15 protein-coding genes are annotated in these 17,341 nt (G+C 72.5%); 8 read left to right on the top strand and 7 right to left on the bottom strand.

The genetic code is table 11. The features are described from left to right. Positions 1–13: 13 nt before the first annotated feature. Positions 14–1,300: a ferredoxin reductase family protein gene (locus FDO69_RS04055; protein WP_104778491.1), complete on the bottom strand. Its 1,287-nt coding sequence runs from the start codon at positions 1,298–1,300 to the stop codon at positions 14–16. A 206-nt stretch (positions 1,301–1,506) separates the two neighbouring features. Here FDO69_RS04055 and FDO69_RS04050 point away from each other — a divergent pair, with 206 nt between their 5' ends. The 6 genes from FDO69_RS04050 to FDO69_RS04025 all read left to right on the top strand — a co-directional run bounded on the left by FDO69_RS04050 (position 1,507) and on the right by FDO69_RS04025 (position 7,256). After that, positions 1,507–2,205: a response regulator transcription factor gene (locus FDO69_RS04050; RefSeq protein WP_104778259.1), complete on the top strand. Its 699-nt coding sequence runs from the start codon at positions 1,507–1,509 to the stop codon at positions 2,203–2,205. After that, the gene (locus tag FDO69_RS04045) at positions 2,202–3,659 is read left to right on the top strand and encodes a sensor histidine kinase (protein WP_104778257.1); all 1,458 of its coding nucleotides are present in this window, start codon (positions 2,202–2,204) and stop codon (positions 3,657–3,659) included. The genes FDO69_RS04050 and FDO69_RS04045 overlap by 4 nt, the downstream gene beginning before the upstream one ends. Positions 3,660–3,739: 80 nt before the next feature. Beyond that, positions 3,740–4,864, top strand: a complete 1,125-nt coding sequence (locus tag FDO69_RS04040; RefSeq protein WP_167526516.1) for an ABC transporter ATP-binding protein — start codon at positions 3,740–3,742, stop codon at positions 4,862–4,864. Then, the gene (locus FDO69_RS04035; RefSeq protein WP_104778256.1) at positions 4,861–5,565 is read left to right on the top strand and encodes an ABC transporter permease; all 705 of its coding nucleotides are present in this window, start codon (positions 4,861–4,863) and stop codon (positions 5,563–5,565) included. Before FDO69_RS04040 ends, FDO69_RS04035 begins: the two co-directional genes overlap by 4 nt. Next, positions 5,562–6,227 carry an ABC transporter permease gene (locus FDO69_RS04030; RefSeq protein WP_104778254.1) on the top strand — a complete coding sequence of 222 codons (666 nt, stop codon included), beginning with the start codon at positions 5,562–5,564 and terminating at the stop codon, positions 6,225–6,227. The genes FDO69_RS04035 and FDO69_RS04030 overlap by 4 nt, the downstream gene beginning before the upstream one ends. Before the next feature lie 72 nt (positions 6,228–6,299). Further along, positions 6,300–7,256: an ABC transporter substrate-binding protein gene (locus tag FDO69_RS04025; RefSeq protein ID WP_104778252.1), complete on the top strand. Its 957-nt coding sequence runs from the start codon at positions 6,300–6,302 to the stop codon at positions 7,254–7,256. Positions 7,257–7,447: 191 nt separating this feature from the next. On the opposite strand, the gene FDO69_RS04020 is transcribed toward FDO69_RS04025, so the two are convergent. From FDO69_RS04020 to FDO69_RS04000, 5 genes are all read right to left on the bottom strand, one after another. Then, positions 7,448–8,032, bottom strand: a complete 585-nt coding sequence (locus tag FDO69_RS04020; RefSeq protein ID WP_104778250.1) for a GTP-binding protein — start codon at positions 8,030–8,032, stop codon at positions 7,448–7,450. Further along, complete coding sequence (locus tag FDO69_RS04015; RefSeq protein ID WP_104778248.1) at positions 8,019–8,378, bottom strand: DUF742 domain-containing protein; 360 nt, start codon at positions 8,376–8,378, stop codon at positions 8,019–8,021. The genes FDO69_RS04020 and FDO69_RS04015 overlap by 14 nt, the downstream gene beginning before the upstream one ends. A 1-nt stretch (position 8,379) precedes the next feature. Beyond that, positions 8,380–8,811 (bottom strand): roadblock/LC7 domain-containing protein, encoded by a 432-nt coding sequence (locus FDO69_RS04010; RefSeq protein ID WP_020271575.1) that lies wholly within the window; start codon positions 8,809–8,811, stop codon positions 8,380–8,382. Between the two features lie 14 nt (positions 8,812–8,825). Then, positions 8,826–11,342, bottom strand: coding sequence for a sensor histidine kinase (locus tag FDO69_RS04005; protein ID WP_104778246.1), 2,517 nt, complete (start codon positions 11,340–11,342; stop codon positions 8,826–8,828). Positions 11,343–11,527: 185 nt separating this feature from the next. Continuing rightward, positions 11,528–12,538 carry a substrate-binding domain-containing protein gene (locus FDO69_RS04000; RefSeq protein ID WP_104778244.1) on the bottom strand — a complete coding sequence of 337 codons (1,011 nt, stop codon included), beginning with the start codon at positions 12,536–12,538 and terminating at the stop codon, positions 11,528–11,530. 398 nt (positions 12,539–12,936) lie between these two features. On the opposite strand from FDO69_RS04000, the gene FDO69_RS03995 reads away from it, so the two are divergent. Both FDO69_RS03995 and mgtA read left to right on the top strand, forming a co-directional pair. Next, positions 12,937–13,284, top strand: coding sequence for an ArsR/SmtB family transcription factor (locus tag FDO69_RS03995; RefSeq protein WP_104778489.1), 348 nt, complete (start codon positions 12,937–12,939; stop codon positions 13,282–13,284). Continuing rightward, positions 13,274–15,775 carry a magnesium-translocating P-type ATPase gene (mgtA, locus tag FDO69_RS03990; RefSeq protein ID WP_104778242.1) on the top strand — a complete coding sequence of 834 codons (2,502 nt, stop codon included), beginning with the start codon at positions 13,274–13,276 and terminating at the stop codon, positions 15,773–15,775. The genes FDO69_RS03995 and mgtA overlap by 11 nt, the downstream gene beginning before the upstream one ends. Here mgtA and FDO69_RS03985 read toward each other — a convergent pair. Continuing rightward, complete coding sequence (locus FDO69_RS03985; protein WP_167526515.1) at positions 15,766–17,328, bottom strand: LCP family protein; 1,563 nt, start codon at positions 17,326–17,328, stop codon at positions 15,766–15,768. The genes mgtA and FDO69_RS03985 overlap by 10 nt on opposite strands. Between the last annotated feature and the right edge of the window lie 13 nt (positions 17,329–17,341).

The following is a 17,341-nucleotide window of genomic DNA, read 5'->3' as shown; positions in this document are numbered from 1 at the left end:
GAATCTCTCCTCGTCATCCGGCCAGGCTGAAGCGTTCGAAGTGGATCTGCGACCCCGGCACACCCAGCTCGCGCAGGCTGCCGAGCACCGCGTTCATCATCGGCGGCGGACCGCACAGGTAGACGTCCCGCTCCGCGAGGTCCGGCACCAGCCGGGCGAGCTCCGGCGGAGCCAGCCGGTCGGGCACGGGCGGGCCGGTGACCAGGTGCAGCTCGGCGCCCCTGGCGAGCGCGAGGTCGCGCAGTTCGTCGTAGAGGACGGCGTCCCGGTCCGTGGCCACCCGGTAGATCACGACCGCGTGGCCGCGCAGTTCCTCCAGCAGGGCCCGGATCGGCGTGACACCGACGCCACCGGCGATGAGCACGGCGTCGGGGCGGGTGCGGTGCAGGGTGGTGAAGGCGCCGTAGGGGCCCTCGGCGAACACGCGCGTGCCGACCTTCAGATGCCGCAGGGCCGCGCTGCCGGCACCGGCCCGCTTGACGGTCAGGCGCAGCGTACGGCCGTCCGGGGCGGCCGACAGGGAGAACGGGTTCGCCTGCCACCAGCGGTCCCGGGTCAGGAACCGCCACAGGAAGAACTGCCCCGCCCGGGCGGGCAGCCGGTCCAGGTCGCGGCCCGTGACGTAGACCGAGACCACGTGGTCGTTCTCCGGGACGACGGCGCTCACCCGGAGCCGGTGGCGGAGGTTGCGCCACAACGGAAGCACCAGCCGCCCGGCGAACACCGCGGCGAGGGCCCCGCCCCACAGGGCGTACCAGTACGCCGTCGCGACCGGCGACGAGGCGAACGTCGTCCCCGCCGCGACCTGGTGCGTGAACGCCAGCACCACCGCCACGTAGGTGTACAGATGGATGAAGTGCCAGGTCTCGTACGCCAGCCGGCGCCGGGCGTACCGGGCCGAGACCGCACCCACCACCAGGATGATCGCCAGCGCGACGATCGCCCGCAGCACGCCCTCGACCGTCTCGGCGAGGTCCACCAGCTGGTTCACCGGGTCCAGGGACGAGGACGCGGCGTAGCCGAAGACGATGAACACGGCGTGCGCGAGCAGCAGCCACAGCACCGAAAAGCCCGTCCAGCGGTGCCAGGACGTCAGCCGGTCCATGCCGATCCGCCGGTCGAACCACGGCAGCCGGGCCACCAGCAGCAACTGGAACGCCATGAGCAGCGCCGCGTACAGACCGGCCAGCCGGCCCAGCACGATCAGCGCGTTCGACGCGAAACCGGCCTGCGCGAAGAACACGGCCACCACGACCGCGTTCGCCAGCAGCACCGCGGTCAGGCCGGTGCGGCCCACCACTTTGGGGCGCACCCCCGGGCGGGGCGCCACAGGACGTTGATGGAGGGTCGTCACGATCGGCAGCTCCTTGATCGGCTCCTGGAACACCGAGCTTGGCGCGGGGGAGCTGTCGGGAAGCTGTCGCCGGACTTTCAAGTGGTTATCGATCCCGCGGCGAGGGGGCACGCGGCTATGGCGGCACGGGACGCGTGCAGCACTATGAGCGCGTGGAGAAAGTACGACTTCTCGTCGTCGACGACGACCCGCCCATCGCCGACCTCGTCGCGACCGTCGCCCGCTACGAGGGCTGGGAGGCGGTCACGGCGTACACCGGCGAGGACGCGCTGCGGCGGGCCGCCGAGTTCCACCCGGACATCGTGGTGCTCGACCTGATGCTGCCCGGCGTGGACGGCTTCGGCGTCCTGGACCGGCTGCGCGCCTTTGGCACGATGGTGCCGGTGGTCTTCCTCACCGCCCGCGACGGTGTCGCCGACCGGGTAGCGGGCCTCACCCGGGGCGGGGACGACTACCTGGTCAAGCCGTTCGCCGTGGAGGAGCTGATGGCCCGGCTGCGGACCGTGCTGCGGCGCTGCGCCGGACCCGCCTTCCAGCGGTCCGTGCTCCGGGTCGGCGACCTGACGATGGACGAGGACACCCGTGAGGTCCGGCGCGGCGCGAGGCTGCTGTCGCTCACCCCGACCGAGTACGAGGTGCTGCGCTACCTCATGCGCAAGTCGCCCACCGTGCTGACCAAGGCGCAGATCCTCGACCACGTGTGGGAGTACGGCTTCGGTGGCCGCTCCAACGTCGTCGAGCTGGTCGTCAGCCGGCTGCGCCGCAAGCTCGACGAGACCGACGAGGGCGGCTCGCCGCTCATCCACACCGTGCGCGGCTTCGGGTACGTGCTGCGGCAGGCCGCCGAGTGATCGCCCGGCTGCGGCGGACCTACCGCAGGATGCGGCTGGGCACCCGGCTGGCCCTGGGTCTCGGCGCCCTGTCCCTGGTGGTGTTCGCCGTCGTCGGCACCGCCCTGACCACGTACATGCGGGACTACCTGTCGGCCCAGCTCGACACCCAGCTCGCACAGGCCCAGATCGCCCAGTCCAAGTCCATCGCGGACTACGGCACCCTCTCGGGCAAGAAGTACTACAGCTGGTTCTACGCCGTGTACGACGTGTCGGACGGTACACCCGCGCTGCGCAGGCCCGAGGACCCCGCCGACCTGCCGGAGGACGTCGACGACTTCACCTCCCTCGCCCGGGCCCAGACCGCCGCGCACAAGGAGATCCTGCGCACCGAGCACCTCAGGGGCGCGGGCTCCTACCGGCTGCGCGCCTGCCAGGTCGAGCCCGGGGTGGTCCTGGTCAGCGCCGCGCCCATGGAGGACATCGAGGACACGGTCGGGCAGCTGATCACGATCCAGGTCGTCACCTTCGCCCTCGCCCTGCTCGCGCTGGTCGTCTTCGGCCGCCGGATGCTGCGCCGCGGTCTGAAACCGCTCAGCGACATGGCGTCCACCGCGCACGGCATCGCCTCGCACGACCTGACCGAGTCGGCGGCCCGGCTGCCGCTGCGCGCCGACGGCCGGGACGGCGGCCCCGAGGTGGACGAACTGCGCACCGCCTTCAACACGATGCTGGAGCACATCGACGACTCCCTCGCCGTGCGCGCCGAGGCCGAGCAGCGGTTGCGCCGCTTCGTCGCCGACGCCTCGCACGAACTGCGCACCCCGCTGATGTCGGTGCGCGGTTACGCCGACCTCTTCCAGTACGCCGCCGCCAACGCCCCCGAGGAACGCGACCGGCACCTGGCCCGGCTGCGCGCCGAGGCCGCCCGGATGGGCATCCTCCTGGACGACCTGCTGCTGCTCGCCCGGCTGGACGCGGCGGAGGTGGAGACACCGCTGCGGTTGCAGGACGCCGACCTGGTGGAGCTGGTGGGCCAGGCCGCGGACGCCTTCCGCGCCGGTCGCCCCGACCATCCGCTGACCGTCCTGGCGGGGCCCGGCCCGGTGCCGCTGGCGATGGACCCGCTGCGCATCCGGCAGGTCGTCGACAACCTGCTGACCAACGCCGCCGTGCACACCCCCGCCGGGACGAAGGTGTCGGTGGAGGTCGCCCTCGTGCCCGGCGCGGCCGAGGTGCGGGTCGCCGACACCGGTCCGGGCATCCCGCCCGACGACCGGGCCCGGGTCTTCGACCGCTTCTACCGCGTCGACAAGGCCCGCAGCCGCGACCGCGGCGGCAGCGGCCTGGGCCTTGCGGTCGCCCAGTCCCTGGTCCGCGCCCACCGCGGCCGCATCGAGCTGAACAGCGCACCGGGAGCGACGGTGTTCACCGTGCGCCTGCCCGTGAGGGACGTACGCCCTGCGGACCGGTGACAGGCGCCCTCTAGACTCGTCCGGAAACAGCCCGTACGACCCTGGCCAACGCTTCCGCCAACCCGAAGGGCTCCGGCGCCTTGATACGGATCGAATCAGTCACCAAGCGGTATCCGGACGGCACGGTGGCTGTCGACCGGCTCTCCCTGGAGATACCCGACCGCTCGATCACCGTCCTCGTCGGGCCCTCGGGCTGCGGCAAGACGACCACCCTGCGCATGATCAACAGGATGGTCGAACCGAGCGAGGGAACGATCCTCCTCGACGGCGAGGACATCCAGCGCCGCCCCGTCACGACCCTGCGCCGGTCCATGGGGTACGTCATCCAGAACGCCGGCCTCTTCCAGCACCGCACGATCCTCGACAACATCGCCACCGTGCCCCGCGTGCTCGGCTGGGGCAAGCAGAAGGCCCGGGCCCGGGCGGCGGAACTGATGGAACGCGTGGGCCTCGACGCCGCACTCGCCAAGCGGTACCCGTACCAGCTCTCCGGCGGCCAGCAGCAGCGCGTCGGCGTGGCCCGGGCGCTCGCCGCCGACCCGCCCGTGCTGCTCATGGACGAGCCGTTCTCCGCGGTCGACCCGGTCGTGCGCAAGGGGCTCCAGGACGAACTGCTGCGCATCCAGGACGAGCTGGGCAAGACCATCGTCTTCGTCACCCACGACATCGACGAGGCGATCAAACTCGGCACGATGGTCGCCGTGATGCGCGAGGGCGGTCACCTCGCCCAGTACGCGCCCCCGGCCGAGCTGCTGTCCAGCCCCGCCGACGCCTTCGTCGAAGACTTCCTCGGAGCCGACCGCGGCATCCGGCGGCTGTCGTTCTTCCCCTCCGCCGAACTCCCGCTGACCACCGGCCCGGTGATCCCGGCCGACGCCACCGCCGAGCGGATCGCCGCCGCCGACGCCCCCTGGCTGCTGGTCACCGACGCCGAGGGGAAGCCCCTCGGCTGGGCCGAGCCGGCGGACCTGACGGCCGGCGACATCGACCCCGGCCGCCTCCTGCCGCACGGACGGCCGTTCGTCCCCGGCACCGACTCCCTGCGGGCCGCCCTCGACTGCGCCGTGCTCTCCCCGGCCGGCTGGGCCGTCGCCGTGGACGACGCCGGGCGGGTGACCGGCGTGGTCTCGCAGGCGGCCATCGGCGAGGCGATCCGCAGCGCCCACGCCGCAGGCCACGCCGACGTGGCCGAGGTCGCGTCGTGAACGGCTTCTTCGACATCCCGAGCGACCTCCAGCACAGCTACGCAGGCCTGATCGGACTGCATCTGCGCGAGGCCCTGCTGCCCGTTCTGGCCGGCCTGCTGCTCGCGTTGCCGCTCGCCCAGCTCTGCGTCCGCTTCCGCTGGCTGTACCCGCCGGTGCTCGGCGCCACCACCATCCTCTACGCCGTCCCGTCGCTGGCCTTCTTCGTCGTCCTCATCGACTACACCGGCCAGACCGAGCTGACCGTGATGATCCCGCTGGCCGTGTACAGCCTCGTGGTGCTGCTCCCGGCCATCGTCGACGGGGTGCGGTCCGTGCCCCAGGAGACGCTGGCCGCGGCCACCGCCATGGGCTTCGGACCCGTACGGCGTTACGTGCAGGTGCAGTTGCCGATCGCCGTGCCCGCCATCATCGCCGGGCTCAGGGTCGCCACCGTCTCCAGCATCTCCCTGGTCAGCGTCGGCACCCTCATCGGCAACCAGGGCGCGCTCGGCAACCTCCTCGCCGACGCGCAGAAGTACGACCGACCCGAACTGGCCGTGAACTCCGTGATCACCACGGCCGTCCTGGCCATCGCGTGCGACGCCCTGCTGGTGCTGCTGCGCGTCGCGCTCACCCCGTGGATGCCGAACGGCACCCGCAGGCGCCCGAAGACCAGCGTGCGGCAGCCCCTGCCCGCTCCCCAGGACGTGACCCGGTGAACGTACTGAACTTCGTCAACGCCTTCTTCAGCGACAGCGCCCACTGGCACGGCTACGACGGCATCCCGCAACGCCTGCTCGAACACGTCCAGTACTCCCTGCTCGCCCTGGCCCTCGCCGCCGCGATCGGCCTGCCCGTCGGCCTGCTGACCGGGCACACCGGGCGGGGCGGCAACGCGCTCGCCTTCATCGCCACCGCCGCCCGCGCACTGCCCAGTTTCGGCCTGCTGGTGCTGATCGTCATCGTGATGGGCTTCGGCCTGCTGCCCGTGATGATCCCCCTGGTCGTCCTCGCCGTGCCGCCGATCCTGGTGACCACCTACGAGGCGGTGCGCACCGTCGACCCCTCTCCGGTCGACGCCGCCCGCGGCATGGGCATGCACGAGTCGCGGATCCTGTTCCAGGTCGAACTGCCGGTCGCGCTGCCGCTGATCCTGAGCGGTCTGCGCTCGGCGGCCATCCAGATCGTGTCGACGGCCACCATCGCCGCCTACGTCAGCCTGGGCGGCCTCGGCCGGTACATCGTCGACGGGCTCTACCAGCGCGACTACGAGAAGGTCGTCGGCGGCGCCACCCTGGTGGCCGTCCTGGCCCTCGTCACGCTGGCGCTGTTCTGGGTGGCGGGCCGGGTGGCCGTGTCCCCGGGCGTGCGCCGGCGTTGACGGTCGGGTCTGTAACAAACCGTGACCAGGACGCTCTTGACTGATCACAAAGCGGCTGGATTGGATCGGTGGATGACTTTCACCGCGAAGAGCAGCAGGTTCAGAACGAGGCACACCAGCGTGGCGGCCGTCGCGCTCACCGCCGCTGCGGCGCTGCTCGCGGGGTGTTCGTCCAAAGACTCCTCCGACAACCCCCTCGCGGGCGAGAAGGCGAAGGCCGGCACCGTGGTCGTCGGCTCCAACAACTTCGCCGAGAGCACCCTGCTCGCCGACATCTACGGCGAGGCCCTCAAGGCCAAGGGCATCGAGGTCACCTACAAGCACAACATCGGCAGCCGTGAGACGTCGTACGGGCTGATGAAGAACGGCTCCGTCACCGTGCTGCCGGAGTACAACGGCTCACTGCTGGCCTACCTGGACCCCAAGGCCGAGCAGAAGTCCCCCGACGCGGTGAACGAGGCCGTCAAGACCAAGCTGGACAAGAGGCTGACGCTGCTTCAGTCGTCGCCCGCCGAGAACAAGGACTCGGTCACCCTCAACGCCGAGACGGCCGAGAAGTACAAGCTCACCGCCTCCTCCACCCTCGCGGACCTCAAGGACGCCGCCCCGGACCTGGTGATCGGGGGTTCCCCCGAGTTCCAGACCCGGCAGCAGGGCCTGAAGGGCCTGAAGTCGGTGTACGGCCTGGAGTTCAAGTCCTTCAAGGCGCTCGACGCGGGCGGCCCGCTCACCCAGGCGGCCCTGGCCAAGAACACCATCCAGGCCGCGGACGTCTTCACCACGGACCCGACCATCGTGAAGGAGAAGTTCGTCGTCCTGAAGGACCCGGAGAACCTCTTCGGGTTCGCCAACGTCACCCCGCTGGTCAACAAGAGCGGTCTCAACCAGAAGGGCGTCGACGCACTCGACGCCGTCTCCGCCGAGCTGGACACCAAGACGCTCCTGAAACTGGACGCGCAGGTGCAGCTCGAGAAGAAGGACCCGCTGGAGGTCGCGACGGCGTGGCTGAAGTCGGCGGGCCTGAACTGACGTCCTGAGGGCCCCGGGCTTGAGGGCTTGAGGGTCTGACGGCCTGAGGGTCTGACGGCCTGAGGGGCTGACGGTCTGAGGGCCTGAGGGCCTGACGGCCTGACGGCCTGACGGCCTGACGGCCTGAGGGCCTGAGGGGGACCGGCCCGGGCGACCGCAACCGCCCGGGCCGGCCCCGTACGGCAGCCGCCCTACGTCTGCACCGCCGACGCGATCAACTGGTCGATCAGGGCGATCAGCACGTCCCGGCACGACTCCCGGTCCCGGGCGTCGCACAGCAGCACCCGGACGTGGTCCGGCACCGCCAGCGCCTCCCTGATGTCCTCCGGCGGATAAGGGTGTTCGCCGTGGAAGCCGTTGACACCGACGACGAACGGAATGCCCCGGCGCTCGAAGAAGTCGATCGCCGCGAAGCTGGACCGGGGTCTGCGCACGTCGACCAGGACCACGGCCCCGAGCGCGCCGAGCGCCAGGTCGTTCCACATGAACCAGAACCGCTGCTGCCCCGGCGTACCGAACAGGTACAGCACCAGTTCCCGGCTGATGGTGATCCGGCCGAAGTCCAGGGCCACGGTGGTGGCCCGCTTCTCCTCGATGCCGTCGAGGTCGTCGATGCCCAGACCGGCCATGGTCAGGGGTTCCTCGGTGCGCAGCGGGACGATCTCGCTGACCGACCCGACCATGGTGGTCTTGCCGACGCCGAAGCCCCCGGCGATGAGTATCTTGACCGTGTCGGGTGCCGAAGACGCGTCAGTGGCAAGGTCAGAGCCGGCCAAGGCCGTCCCTCACTTTCTGCAGCAGGTCCAGGTCCGGGGAGGTACGGGAGACGAGGCGCGGCGGGCGGACGGTGATCCGGCCCGCCTCCAGCAGGTCGCACAGCATGATGGCGACCACGCTCACCGGCAGGTCGAGCCGGGCGGCCAGCTCCGCCACGGCGACCGGCTCGGCGCACAGCCGCAGGATCCGGGTGTGCTCGGGCTGGCACCGGACCGCCGTGGCGGGCGGCGGATCGACCGCCGTGACCGTCGAGATGAGCGTGAAGTCGGCCCGGCTGGGGCGGGTCCGGCCACCGGTCAGAGCGAACGGCCTGACGAGCCGGCCCGCCGGATCACCTACGTCCACCTCACACGCCGGGATCGACGACGGGGCCTGCCATGCCCCGGGGTGCCGCGCTGAGGTGCTCGCCGATCTTCTTCACCAGCATGTTCATCTGATACGCCACCACCCCGACGTCCGCGCCCGGGCCGGTCAGCACGACCAGATGCGCGCCGGGGCCGGCGGAGGTCAGGATCAGGTAGCTGTTGGCCATCTCGATGAGCGCCTGGCGCACCGGACCGCCCCGGAAGTCCATGCTGACGCCCTTGCTGAGGCTCATCAGCCCCGACGCGGTCGCCGCGAGCCGCTCGGCGTCGTCGCGCAGGAATCCGGTGGACTTGCTGACCACCAGGCCGTCCTCGGAGAGCACCACGGCCTGGTTCACGTCGGCGACCCGCTCCACGAGTCCGGTCAGCAGCTGGTCGAGCTGGGTGTGCGTGGCGGGGATGGGGCGTGTCATTGCGGTGTCCTTCGTCAGCGGTCGGCGGGCGGAGTCGGGGCGACGGGATCGGCGGCGGCCTGCCGGGGCACCACGGCCGTCTCGTCGGGGTGGGGCGGCTCGGCGTCGTCGTCACGGGCCCGGAGCGTGCCGCGCTGGAAGCCGGCCAGGGAGGACGCGGCGGCCTCCGCGGTGAAGTCGTCGAGCGAGCCGTCGTCGACGGCCGGTGCGGCCTCCTCGCGCAGCTCGTCCACCAGGCTGGTCTGCGGCACCCTGCGGGGCAGCGGGGCGAGTCCGTCCCGGCGGGGGACGACCTCGCGGTCGGCGGACGGGACGGCGGAGGCGGTGCGGGCCGTGACGAGGGCTCTGAGCTCGCGAACGGACCCGGCGGCGCTCCCGGTTCCCCCCGGTGCCCCGGTTCCCCTCGATGCCCCGGCGCGCTGCGGTGCCCCGCTCGGCTGGGTGTCCTTCGCATCCCGTCCGTCCACCGCCGGCAGCCCGTCCTCCTGGACGTCGCCGTCCTTCGCGCCGCCGCCCGGTCCTCGCGGGCCGGCCGGGGACGCGAGTCCGTCCGGACCGGTTTTGGCCCCGGCGGCCCGCGGCTGCGGCGCCGCGCCGCCCGTCGGCTCCCGTACCACGATCTCGTGCGGGATCAGCACGATCGCCGTGGTCCCGCCGTAGGGCGACGCGCGCAGGGTGACGGCGATGCCGTGCCGGTGCGCCAGCTGGGCGATCACGAACATGCCGAGGCGCAGGTCGTCGGCGAGTGCCACCACGTCGAACTGCGGGGGCACCGCGAGCTGTTCGTTGAAGGACGCGTAGTCCTCCTCCGACATGCCGAGGCCCCGGTCCTCGATCTCGACGGCCAGGCCCTTGGCCACCATCTGGGCCCGTACGGTGACGGCACTCGGGGCGGGGGAGTACGCGGTCGCGTTGTCGATGAGTTCGGCCAGGAGATGGATGACGTCGGCGACCGCGGGCGGTGCGAGGCACACCTCCTCCTCGGTGAGCACCTCCACCCGCTGGTACTCGGCGACCTCCCCGACCGCGCTGCGCAGGATGTCCATCAGCGCCACCGGCTCGCTCCAGCTGCGGCCGGGCCGTTCACCGCTGACGATGACCAGGTTCTCCTCGTAGCGGCGCAACTGGCTGGCCGTGGAGTCCAGTTCGTACAGGCCTTTGAGGATGTCGGGGTCGGTGTGCTCGCGCTCCAGCGTGTCGAGCTTGCTCAGCTGGAGGTTGACCAGGTTCTGGCTCTGCCGGGCGATGCCCAGGATGATCTTCTGGAAGCCGCGCCGGGTGTCGGCGAGTTCGACGGCGGTGTGCACGGCCGTGCGCTGGGCGGCGTTGAACGCCCGAGCCACCTCGCCCAGTTCGTCGTGTCCGTAGTCCAGGGGGGTGGTCGCCGACTCCGGGTCGACCGTCTCGCCCCGCTCCAGCCGCGCCACCACGTCGGGCAGCCGCTCCTGCGCGAGGCTGACGGCGGCCCGGCGCAGGCCGCGCAGCCGCCGGGACAGCGAGCGGGTGATCCGCCACGACATGCCGACGCACAGCAGCAGTGCGAGCAGCCCGCCGGCGCTCAGCAGGGCCGCCTTGAGCAGCAAAGCGTCCGCCTTTTCGGCGCTGCGCTGCAGCAGGCTCGCCGTCTGCTGCTCGATGAGGGTCGTGTACTGGTCGGACAGCTTGTCCATGGCGGCGGACCACTGCTTCTGCGCGTCCGGCAGGGCGATCCGGTCGGCGCTGCCGCTCGCGTTGCGCGACGCCAGCACCCGGTCCTCGACGGACTGCAGCGTCTGCCAGTCCCGGCTCGCCAGGATCCGCTCGGTCTGCGTCTTGGCGCCGCCCGTCAGCTGCGGCACGACCTGGTCCTGGACCAGCCAGCGCCGGGTGTTCACCACCTCCGTGAACTGCGTCCACGTCTTGTCGTCCAGGTGCCCGGTCGGCCAGGCCAGGGTCAGCTGCGCGTCCTCCCGGGAGACCAGCTCCGCCGCGTGCTCCAGACCGATCAGCGGGCCGGCCTGCGAGGTGAGGTCACCGTCGTCGACCTGGGACAGCTCCTGGAAGGCGTGGATCTGGTCGTCGATGATCGACGAGTACTGGTCCAGCGCCTGCTGCGCGGTGATGTCCGTCGGATGGTCCACCTGGTCCCGGTAGTACTCCAGGCTGCCCACCGAGCCCAGCACCGAGTACAACCGGTCGGATATGCGCGCGGGTGCCTTCTCGATCGCGCCCGCCTGCCCGACCAGCTTGGCCACCGCCTTGTCGGTCTCCGCGCGCTGGGCGTCGAGCGCAGCCCGCGAGCCCTTCACGGAGGCCAGCCAGGCGGCCGACAGACTGCGCTCCCGCTGCAGGGCGAGCGTCGCTTCGGTGCCCATGGCGCCGGTCGACCGGCTGAGCTCCGTCTGGTCGCGCAGCCTGAGGCCCTCCGAGAACATCTGGATCGTCGTCACGCCCCACATCGCGGCGAGGGTGACGCTGGGCACGAGGGCCAGGAGCACCAGGGAGAGGCGTATGGAACCGAGGCGGCGCCGGGCACCTGTCCGTCGAGGCATCGTCGTCCTAGGGCGATCAGCGGGCGGTGAGGAACGGGGAGGAGGGGGAGCGGGCGGGGGACGGGCGAGGGGGTGGTGCCGTCCCGGGCACGGCACATGGGATGCGCAGGATGTTATCCGTACAAGTGGACCTGCGGGCCGGGCCTGACCGAATCTTTGGCGACACCGTCACAGGAAGCGTCCGGTCACCGGGTCCCGGCGGCCGCGAACCGCGCCACGGCGGACACGTTCGACCTGGTCACGAACGCGGGACCGGTGAGAACGGGTGCCGTCCCGCCGCCGCTGACGTTGCCGTTGGTCCGGTACAGCCACAGGGCGTCCACCGCCAGGTAGCCCTGCAGGTAGGGCTGCTGGTCCACGGCGAACTGCACCTCACCGCTCTTCACCGCCTTGACCAGATCCTTGTTCAGGTCGAATGTGGCGACCTTCGCCCGGCTGCCGGACTGCCTTACGGCCTCGACGGCGCTGAGCCCGTACTGGGCGCCCAGGGTGACGACCTCGTCGATGCTCGTGTCCTGCCGCAGCCGCGAGGCGATCGCGGCGGTCACCGCGTTCATGTCGCTGCCGTCCACGTACAGGTTGTCGGTGTCGCCGCGGAACGTCTTCCGCATCCCGGCGCAGCGCGCCTCGAGCGCCACGTTGCCCCGCTCGTGCACCACGCACAGGGCGTGCCGGGCCCTGACATCGTCGAGCTTGTCGCCGACGGCCCGGCCCGCGACGGACTCGTCCTGGCCGAAGTACTCCAGCAGGCCCGCGGGCCGCCAGGCGTCGATGCCGGAGTTGAGTCCGACGACGGGGATGCCGGCCGCCCTGGCCCGGGCGATCGGGCCCCGCATCGCCGCCGGCTTGGCCAGCGTCACCGCGATGCCGTCGACCTTGTCGCGGACCGCGTCCCGCACCAGCCCGGCCTGCGCGGCCGGGTCGGCGTCGCCGGCGTACGTCAGGTCGACGCCGTCCTTGGCCGCAGCCGTCTCGGCGCCCTTGCGCACCAGGTCCCAGAAGGCGTCCCCCTTGCCGCCGTGGGTGATCAGGGCGACCTTCATCGCGCCGCCCGGCCCGCCCGCGGCGTCCCCGCCCGCTCCGTCGTCGGCCGCGCCCAGAACGGAGCAGCCCGACACCAGCAGACACAGGGCGGACAGCAGAGCCGCGACACGGATGCCTCTGCCGGAGGTGTGAGGCGGGCAAGGACTGTTCATGGGGGGCGGACCTCGCTGTGCGGCCGAGCAAGAGCAGGGTGAGAGTGCAGACCGGGCCGCAGGGTTGCACCGACCGGATCACTCTCGCTGGCCCGGAGCCAACCGTGTGTGACCACCGGTCGTCAAGTGAGCGGCCACATGCCGTGAATTGATGCTGCCGCATCGTGATGATCTGTCCGGCCGGTCGAACAAGGAGGGGTCGCGGCTGCTCCCACCTCGGCTTTTCCATACCGTCCGTGCGGTTCGGACGCCCGTGCGGACGCCCGTGCGGACGCCCGTGCGGACGCCCGTGCGGACCGGCCTGACGACGTGCGGAAGGCTCGCAGAGATGGGTCCCTCGGGCCACCTAGACTGGGGCGGCGCACAGGGCGAGGCAGGCGACGGAAGGGGCGGTGACGGTGGCGTCAGCCGGCGGTGGCTTCGAGGACCCTTCCGAGGACGTACTCGCCCGGGCGGCCGCGTCCTTCGCTCTGCTCGCCTCGCCCGCCCGGCTGCACATCGTCTGGGCGCTGGCGCAGGGCGAGAGCGATGTGACCGGGCTCGCCGAGCGGGTCGGCGGCGCGCTCCCCGCGGTCAGCCAGCACCTCACCAAACTGAAGCTGGCCGGACTGGTCCGCTCCCGTCGTGAGGGCCGCCGGCAGGTGTACTACGTCGACGACCCCGACGTCGTCGAGGTGGTACGGCTCCTGGTGGACCGGCTCACCGACCGCGCAGCACCGGCGCGCCGCCGCCTCCATGGCCTCTGAGCCCGCCGAGGGCACCACACTGGAGGTGCTGCGGCGGCTGGAGTCGGGGCCCCGCGGGCTGACCGACACGGAGGCCGCCTCCCGGCTGGACGCGTGCGGCGAGAACACGCTGCCGGACCGCCGCACCCCCTCCTGGCCCCGCCGGTGCGCACGCGCCCTGCGCGACCCCTTCACCGCCGTCCTCCTCTGCCTGGGCCTGGTGTCCGCCGCCGTCGCCTCCTGGGGCACCGCCGTGGTGATCCTCGCCCTGGTCGCGGTCAGCTGTGTGCTGCGGGCGAGCGGGGAGCACCGGGCCGACCGGTCCCTGGCCGCCCTGCGCGAACTGGTCGCGGGTACCGCCACGGTGCTGCGCCGCACCGACCCCGTCGAGCAGCCGGACCCCCGGGAGGTGCCGGTCGCCGAGCTGGTCCCCGGCGACGTGCTCCGGCTCGGCCCCGGCGATCTGGTCCCGGCGGACGTACGGCTGCTGCGGGCCCGCGGGCTCATGGTGCAACAGGGGGCGCTGACCGGGGAGTCGGCGCCGGTGGCGAAGCGGGCGGCCGACGACGCCGACCCCGACGAGTCCCGGCTGTGCTTCCAGGGCAGCACGATCGCCTCCGGCAGCGCCACCGCCGTCGTGACCGCGACCGGGGCCGCGACGCGGTTCGCAGCCGCTCACCGGGTGCCGGACGCGCCCCGGCGGGGCGGTGCCTTCGACCGGTCCGTGCACGGCATCTCCTGGGTGCTGATCCGGTTCATGCTGCTGACACCGCCGCTGGTGCTGATGGCGAACGCGACCCTGCGCGACCGCGGCCTGGAGACGCTGCCCTTCGCCGTCGCGGTCGCCGTCGGGCTGACGCCCGAGATGCTGCCGGTGATCGTCACGACCTGCCTGGCCCGGGGCGCCGCCCAGCTCGCCCGCGCGCACGCCGTGATCGTCAAACGGCTGCCCGCCCTGCACGACCTGGGCGCGGTCGACGTGTTGTGCGTCGACAAGACCGGCACCCTCACCCAGGACCGCCCGGTCGTCGAGCGCGCCCTCGACCCGGCCGGGCGGGACGACCCCGAGGTGCTGCGCTGGGCCGCCGTCGGCGCCTGGTGGACCCTCCAGCTCGCCGAACTGCCGGCCCCCGACGCCCTCGACGAGGCCTTGCTGGAGGCGGCCGGGCCGGTGGGCGAGGAGTACGACGGGGTGGAGGCCGTGCCGTTCGACCCCGTGCGGCGCACCTCGACGGCGGTGGTACGAGGCGGCCTCGGACAGCACACCGTCGTCCTCGCGGGCGCCGCGGAAGCCGTCCTGGAACGCTGCGCGACAGCGCCCGGCGAATGCGAGCGGCTGCTCGCCCTCGCCGCCCGGGAGGCGGACGCCGGGCTGCGGGTCCTGGCCGTCGCCACGGCCGACCGCCCCGCCGGCGCCCGCACGGCCGACGCCCGGGGCCTGGCCTTCCGGGGCCTGGTGACCTTCCGGGACGCCCTCGCCCCCACCGCCGCCGAGGCGCTGCGCGCCCTGGCCGACCGCGGTGTCGCCGTGAAGGTCCTCACCGGCGACCACCCGGCCACGGCGGCCCGGGCCTGCCGGGACCTGGGCCTGGACCCGGGCGAGGTACGGACCGCCGCACAGGTCGCCGACGACCCCGGCGGCCCCGGTGGCTCGGCGGTTGTCGCCCGCTGCACCCCCGAGGACAAGGCCCGCGTCGTCACCGCGCTGCGCGCCGCCGGGCACACCGTGGGCTTCCTCGGCGACGGCGTGAACGACGTGGCCGCCCTGCGCGCCGCCGACGTCGGCGTGGCACCCCGCTCGGCCGTCGGCGTGGCACGGGAGAGCGCCGACGTCGTGCTCGCCGACAAGGACCTCACGGCGATCGGCCACGCGATCACGGCAGGCCGGCACGCCAGCGGCAACATCGCCTCCTACCTGCGCGTCACGCTCTCCTCGAACCTGGGCAACGTCGTCGCCATGCTCGCCGCCGGTCTGCTCCTGCCCTTCCTGCCGATGCTCCCGGCCCAGGTGCTCGCCCAGAACCTGTGCTTCGACGCGGCCCAGCTCGCCTTCGCCCACGACCGTCCCGGCGCTGCGGCCCTGCGTGGCCCGGCGGTGCTGAGGCCGCGCGCCTTCCTCCGGTTCGCCCTCGGCTTCGGGATGCTCAACGCGCTCGCCGACCTCGCGACCTTCGCCGTCCTCGCGCTCGCGCTGAACGGCCCCGACGCGGTGAACGACGAGGCCGTGTTCCATTCCGCCTGGTTCACCGAGAACCTGCTCACCCAGGCCGCGGTGATGCTGCTCCTGCGCACCGGCAGGCGCGACGCGGCCGTCCGCGCGCCGGGCCCGGTCGGCCTGGCGGCGGGCGGCCTCGCCGCCGTCGGCCTGCTCCTCCCTCCGAGCCCCCTGGGGGCGGCCCTCGGCATGACGGCCCTGCCCGCCGCGTACTACCTGCTGCCGGCCGCCGTCCTCGGCCTGTACGCCCTGGCCCTGGCGGCGGCCCGCACCCGGCACCGGCGGCGTCAGCCGTAGGTGAGGTTCGAGCAGGGGTTGTCGTCCGCGGACCTGGCCCCGTCGGCGACCTCGGACGGCACGGCGGTCGGCGCCGGGGAGGCGGAGGCGCCCGCCGCCGGGTTGTCCGCGTAGGACTGCCCGAGGACGAGGCTGACCCCGCTGCCGGTCGTGGACCGGAGCTCGGCCCCGGGGAAGGCCCGGGCCACGATCCGGGCCCGGTCCTCCAGGCCCGGCCCGTACTCGACCAGCGTGGTCGTGTGGTCCTGCTCGGCCGCCGTCGCCGTGCCCGTCACGGTGAAGCCGTCCCCGGTCAGGGCGGCGGCGGCGCGGGCGGCCAGGCCGGGGACGGCGGTGCCGTTGTAGACCGCGACGTCGACGCCCTCTCCGGAGACCGGCGCGGGGGAGGCGGAAGACGCTCCGGAGCCGGAAGCTCCGCTCTTCTTCCCGCCGGCGTTCTTGCCGTCGATCGTGCGATCGGACCTGAGCGCGGCCCACAGGGCGTCCGCGTCCGGCTGCACGATCGCCACCCGGGATCCCTCGTAACGCCAGGGCAGGGTGACGAACTTGGTGTTGTGCAGGTCGATGTCCTTGAGTGACATCGCGAAGGAGATCAGCTTGTCGGCGGAGCCCAGGCCGGGGTCGACGGTGAGCGACTTCGTGGCGGCGTCGGCCAGCGGCAACAGCTTCGTGGGCGTGAGGCCCTTGCTCTTGACCTCTTTCAGCAGGCTCGCCACGAACGCCTGCTGGCGTTTGATCCGGCCGATGTCGGAGCCGTCGCCGATGCCGTGCCGGATCCGCACGTAGTCGAGCGCCTTCTGCCCCGACACGGTCTGCTCGCCCTTGGGGAAGAGCAGCTTGCCCGGGGCGGTCAGGTGCGGGTTGAGATCGTTCTCGTAGACGTTCTGCGGCAGACACACGCGCACCCCGCCCACCACCTCCGTCAGCTCCGCGAAGCCCTTGAAGTCGACGACGACGGTGTGGTCGACGCGCAGCCCGGTGAGCTGTTCCACCGTGTTCTGCGTGCAGGCCGGGTTGCCTTCGGGGGTTTGGCCGACCGAGTACGCGGCGTTGAACATGGTGTTCGGCCGGGCCTTGGTCCAGGTGCCGTCGGGCAGTTTGCAGGGCGGGATCGTGACCAGCGTGTCACGGGGGATGGAGACGGCGATGGCGTGCCGGTGGTCGGCGTAGACGTGCAGCAGGAAGGCGGTGTCGGAGCGGCCCACGTCGTCCTTCTCGCCGCCGCCCAGCGCGTTGTTGCCGCCGGTGCGGCTGTCGGAACCGATGACCAGGACGTTCTGGCCCTTCGACGAACCGGCGTCGGGGCGGTTGTCGGAGACTCCCCCGGAGTCGAACGTGCTGATGTCGCCGTCCAGCTTCAGATACAGCCAGCCGGCGCCGCCGGCGGCCAGGACGAGCAGCGCCAGGGTGACCAGGAGGGCGGTGCGTATGCCCCCTCCGCGGCGGCGGCCGCGCCGGCGTTTGTGGTCCCGGGGCGTGCCCCGGTTGCCGCGGCCGGTGCCCCCGCTCCGGTGCCGCGGCGGGTCCGTCGTCCGATTGCTGGTGACCGTCATCGGCGTCTGTTTG

Origin of the sequence: Streptomyces tibetensis (genome assembly GCF_007655005.1) — a bacterium.
In the GTDB taxonomy this organism is placed as follows: domain Bacteria; phylum Actinomycetota; class Actinomycetes; order Streptomycetales; family Streptomycetaceae; genus Streptomyces; species Streptomyces tibetensis.
This window is presented reverse-complemented; position numbering and strand designations above follow the sequence as displayed.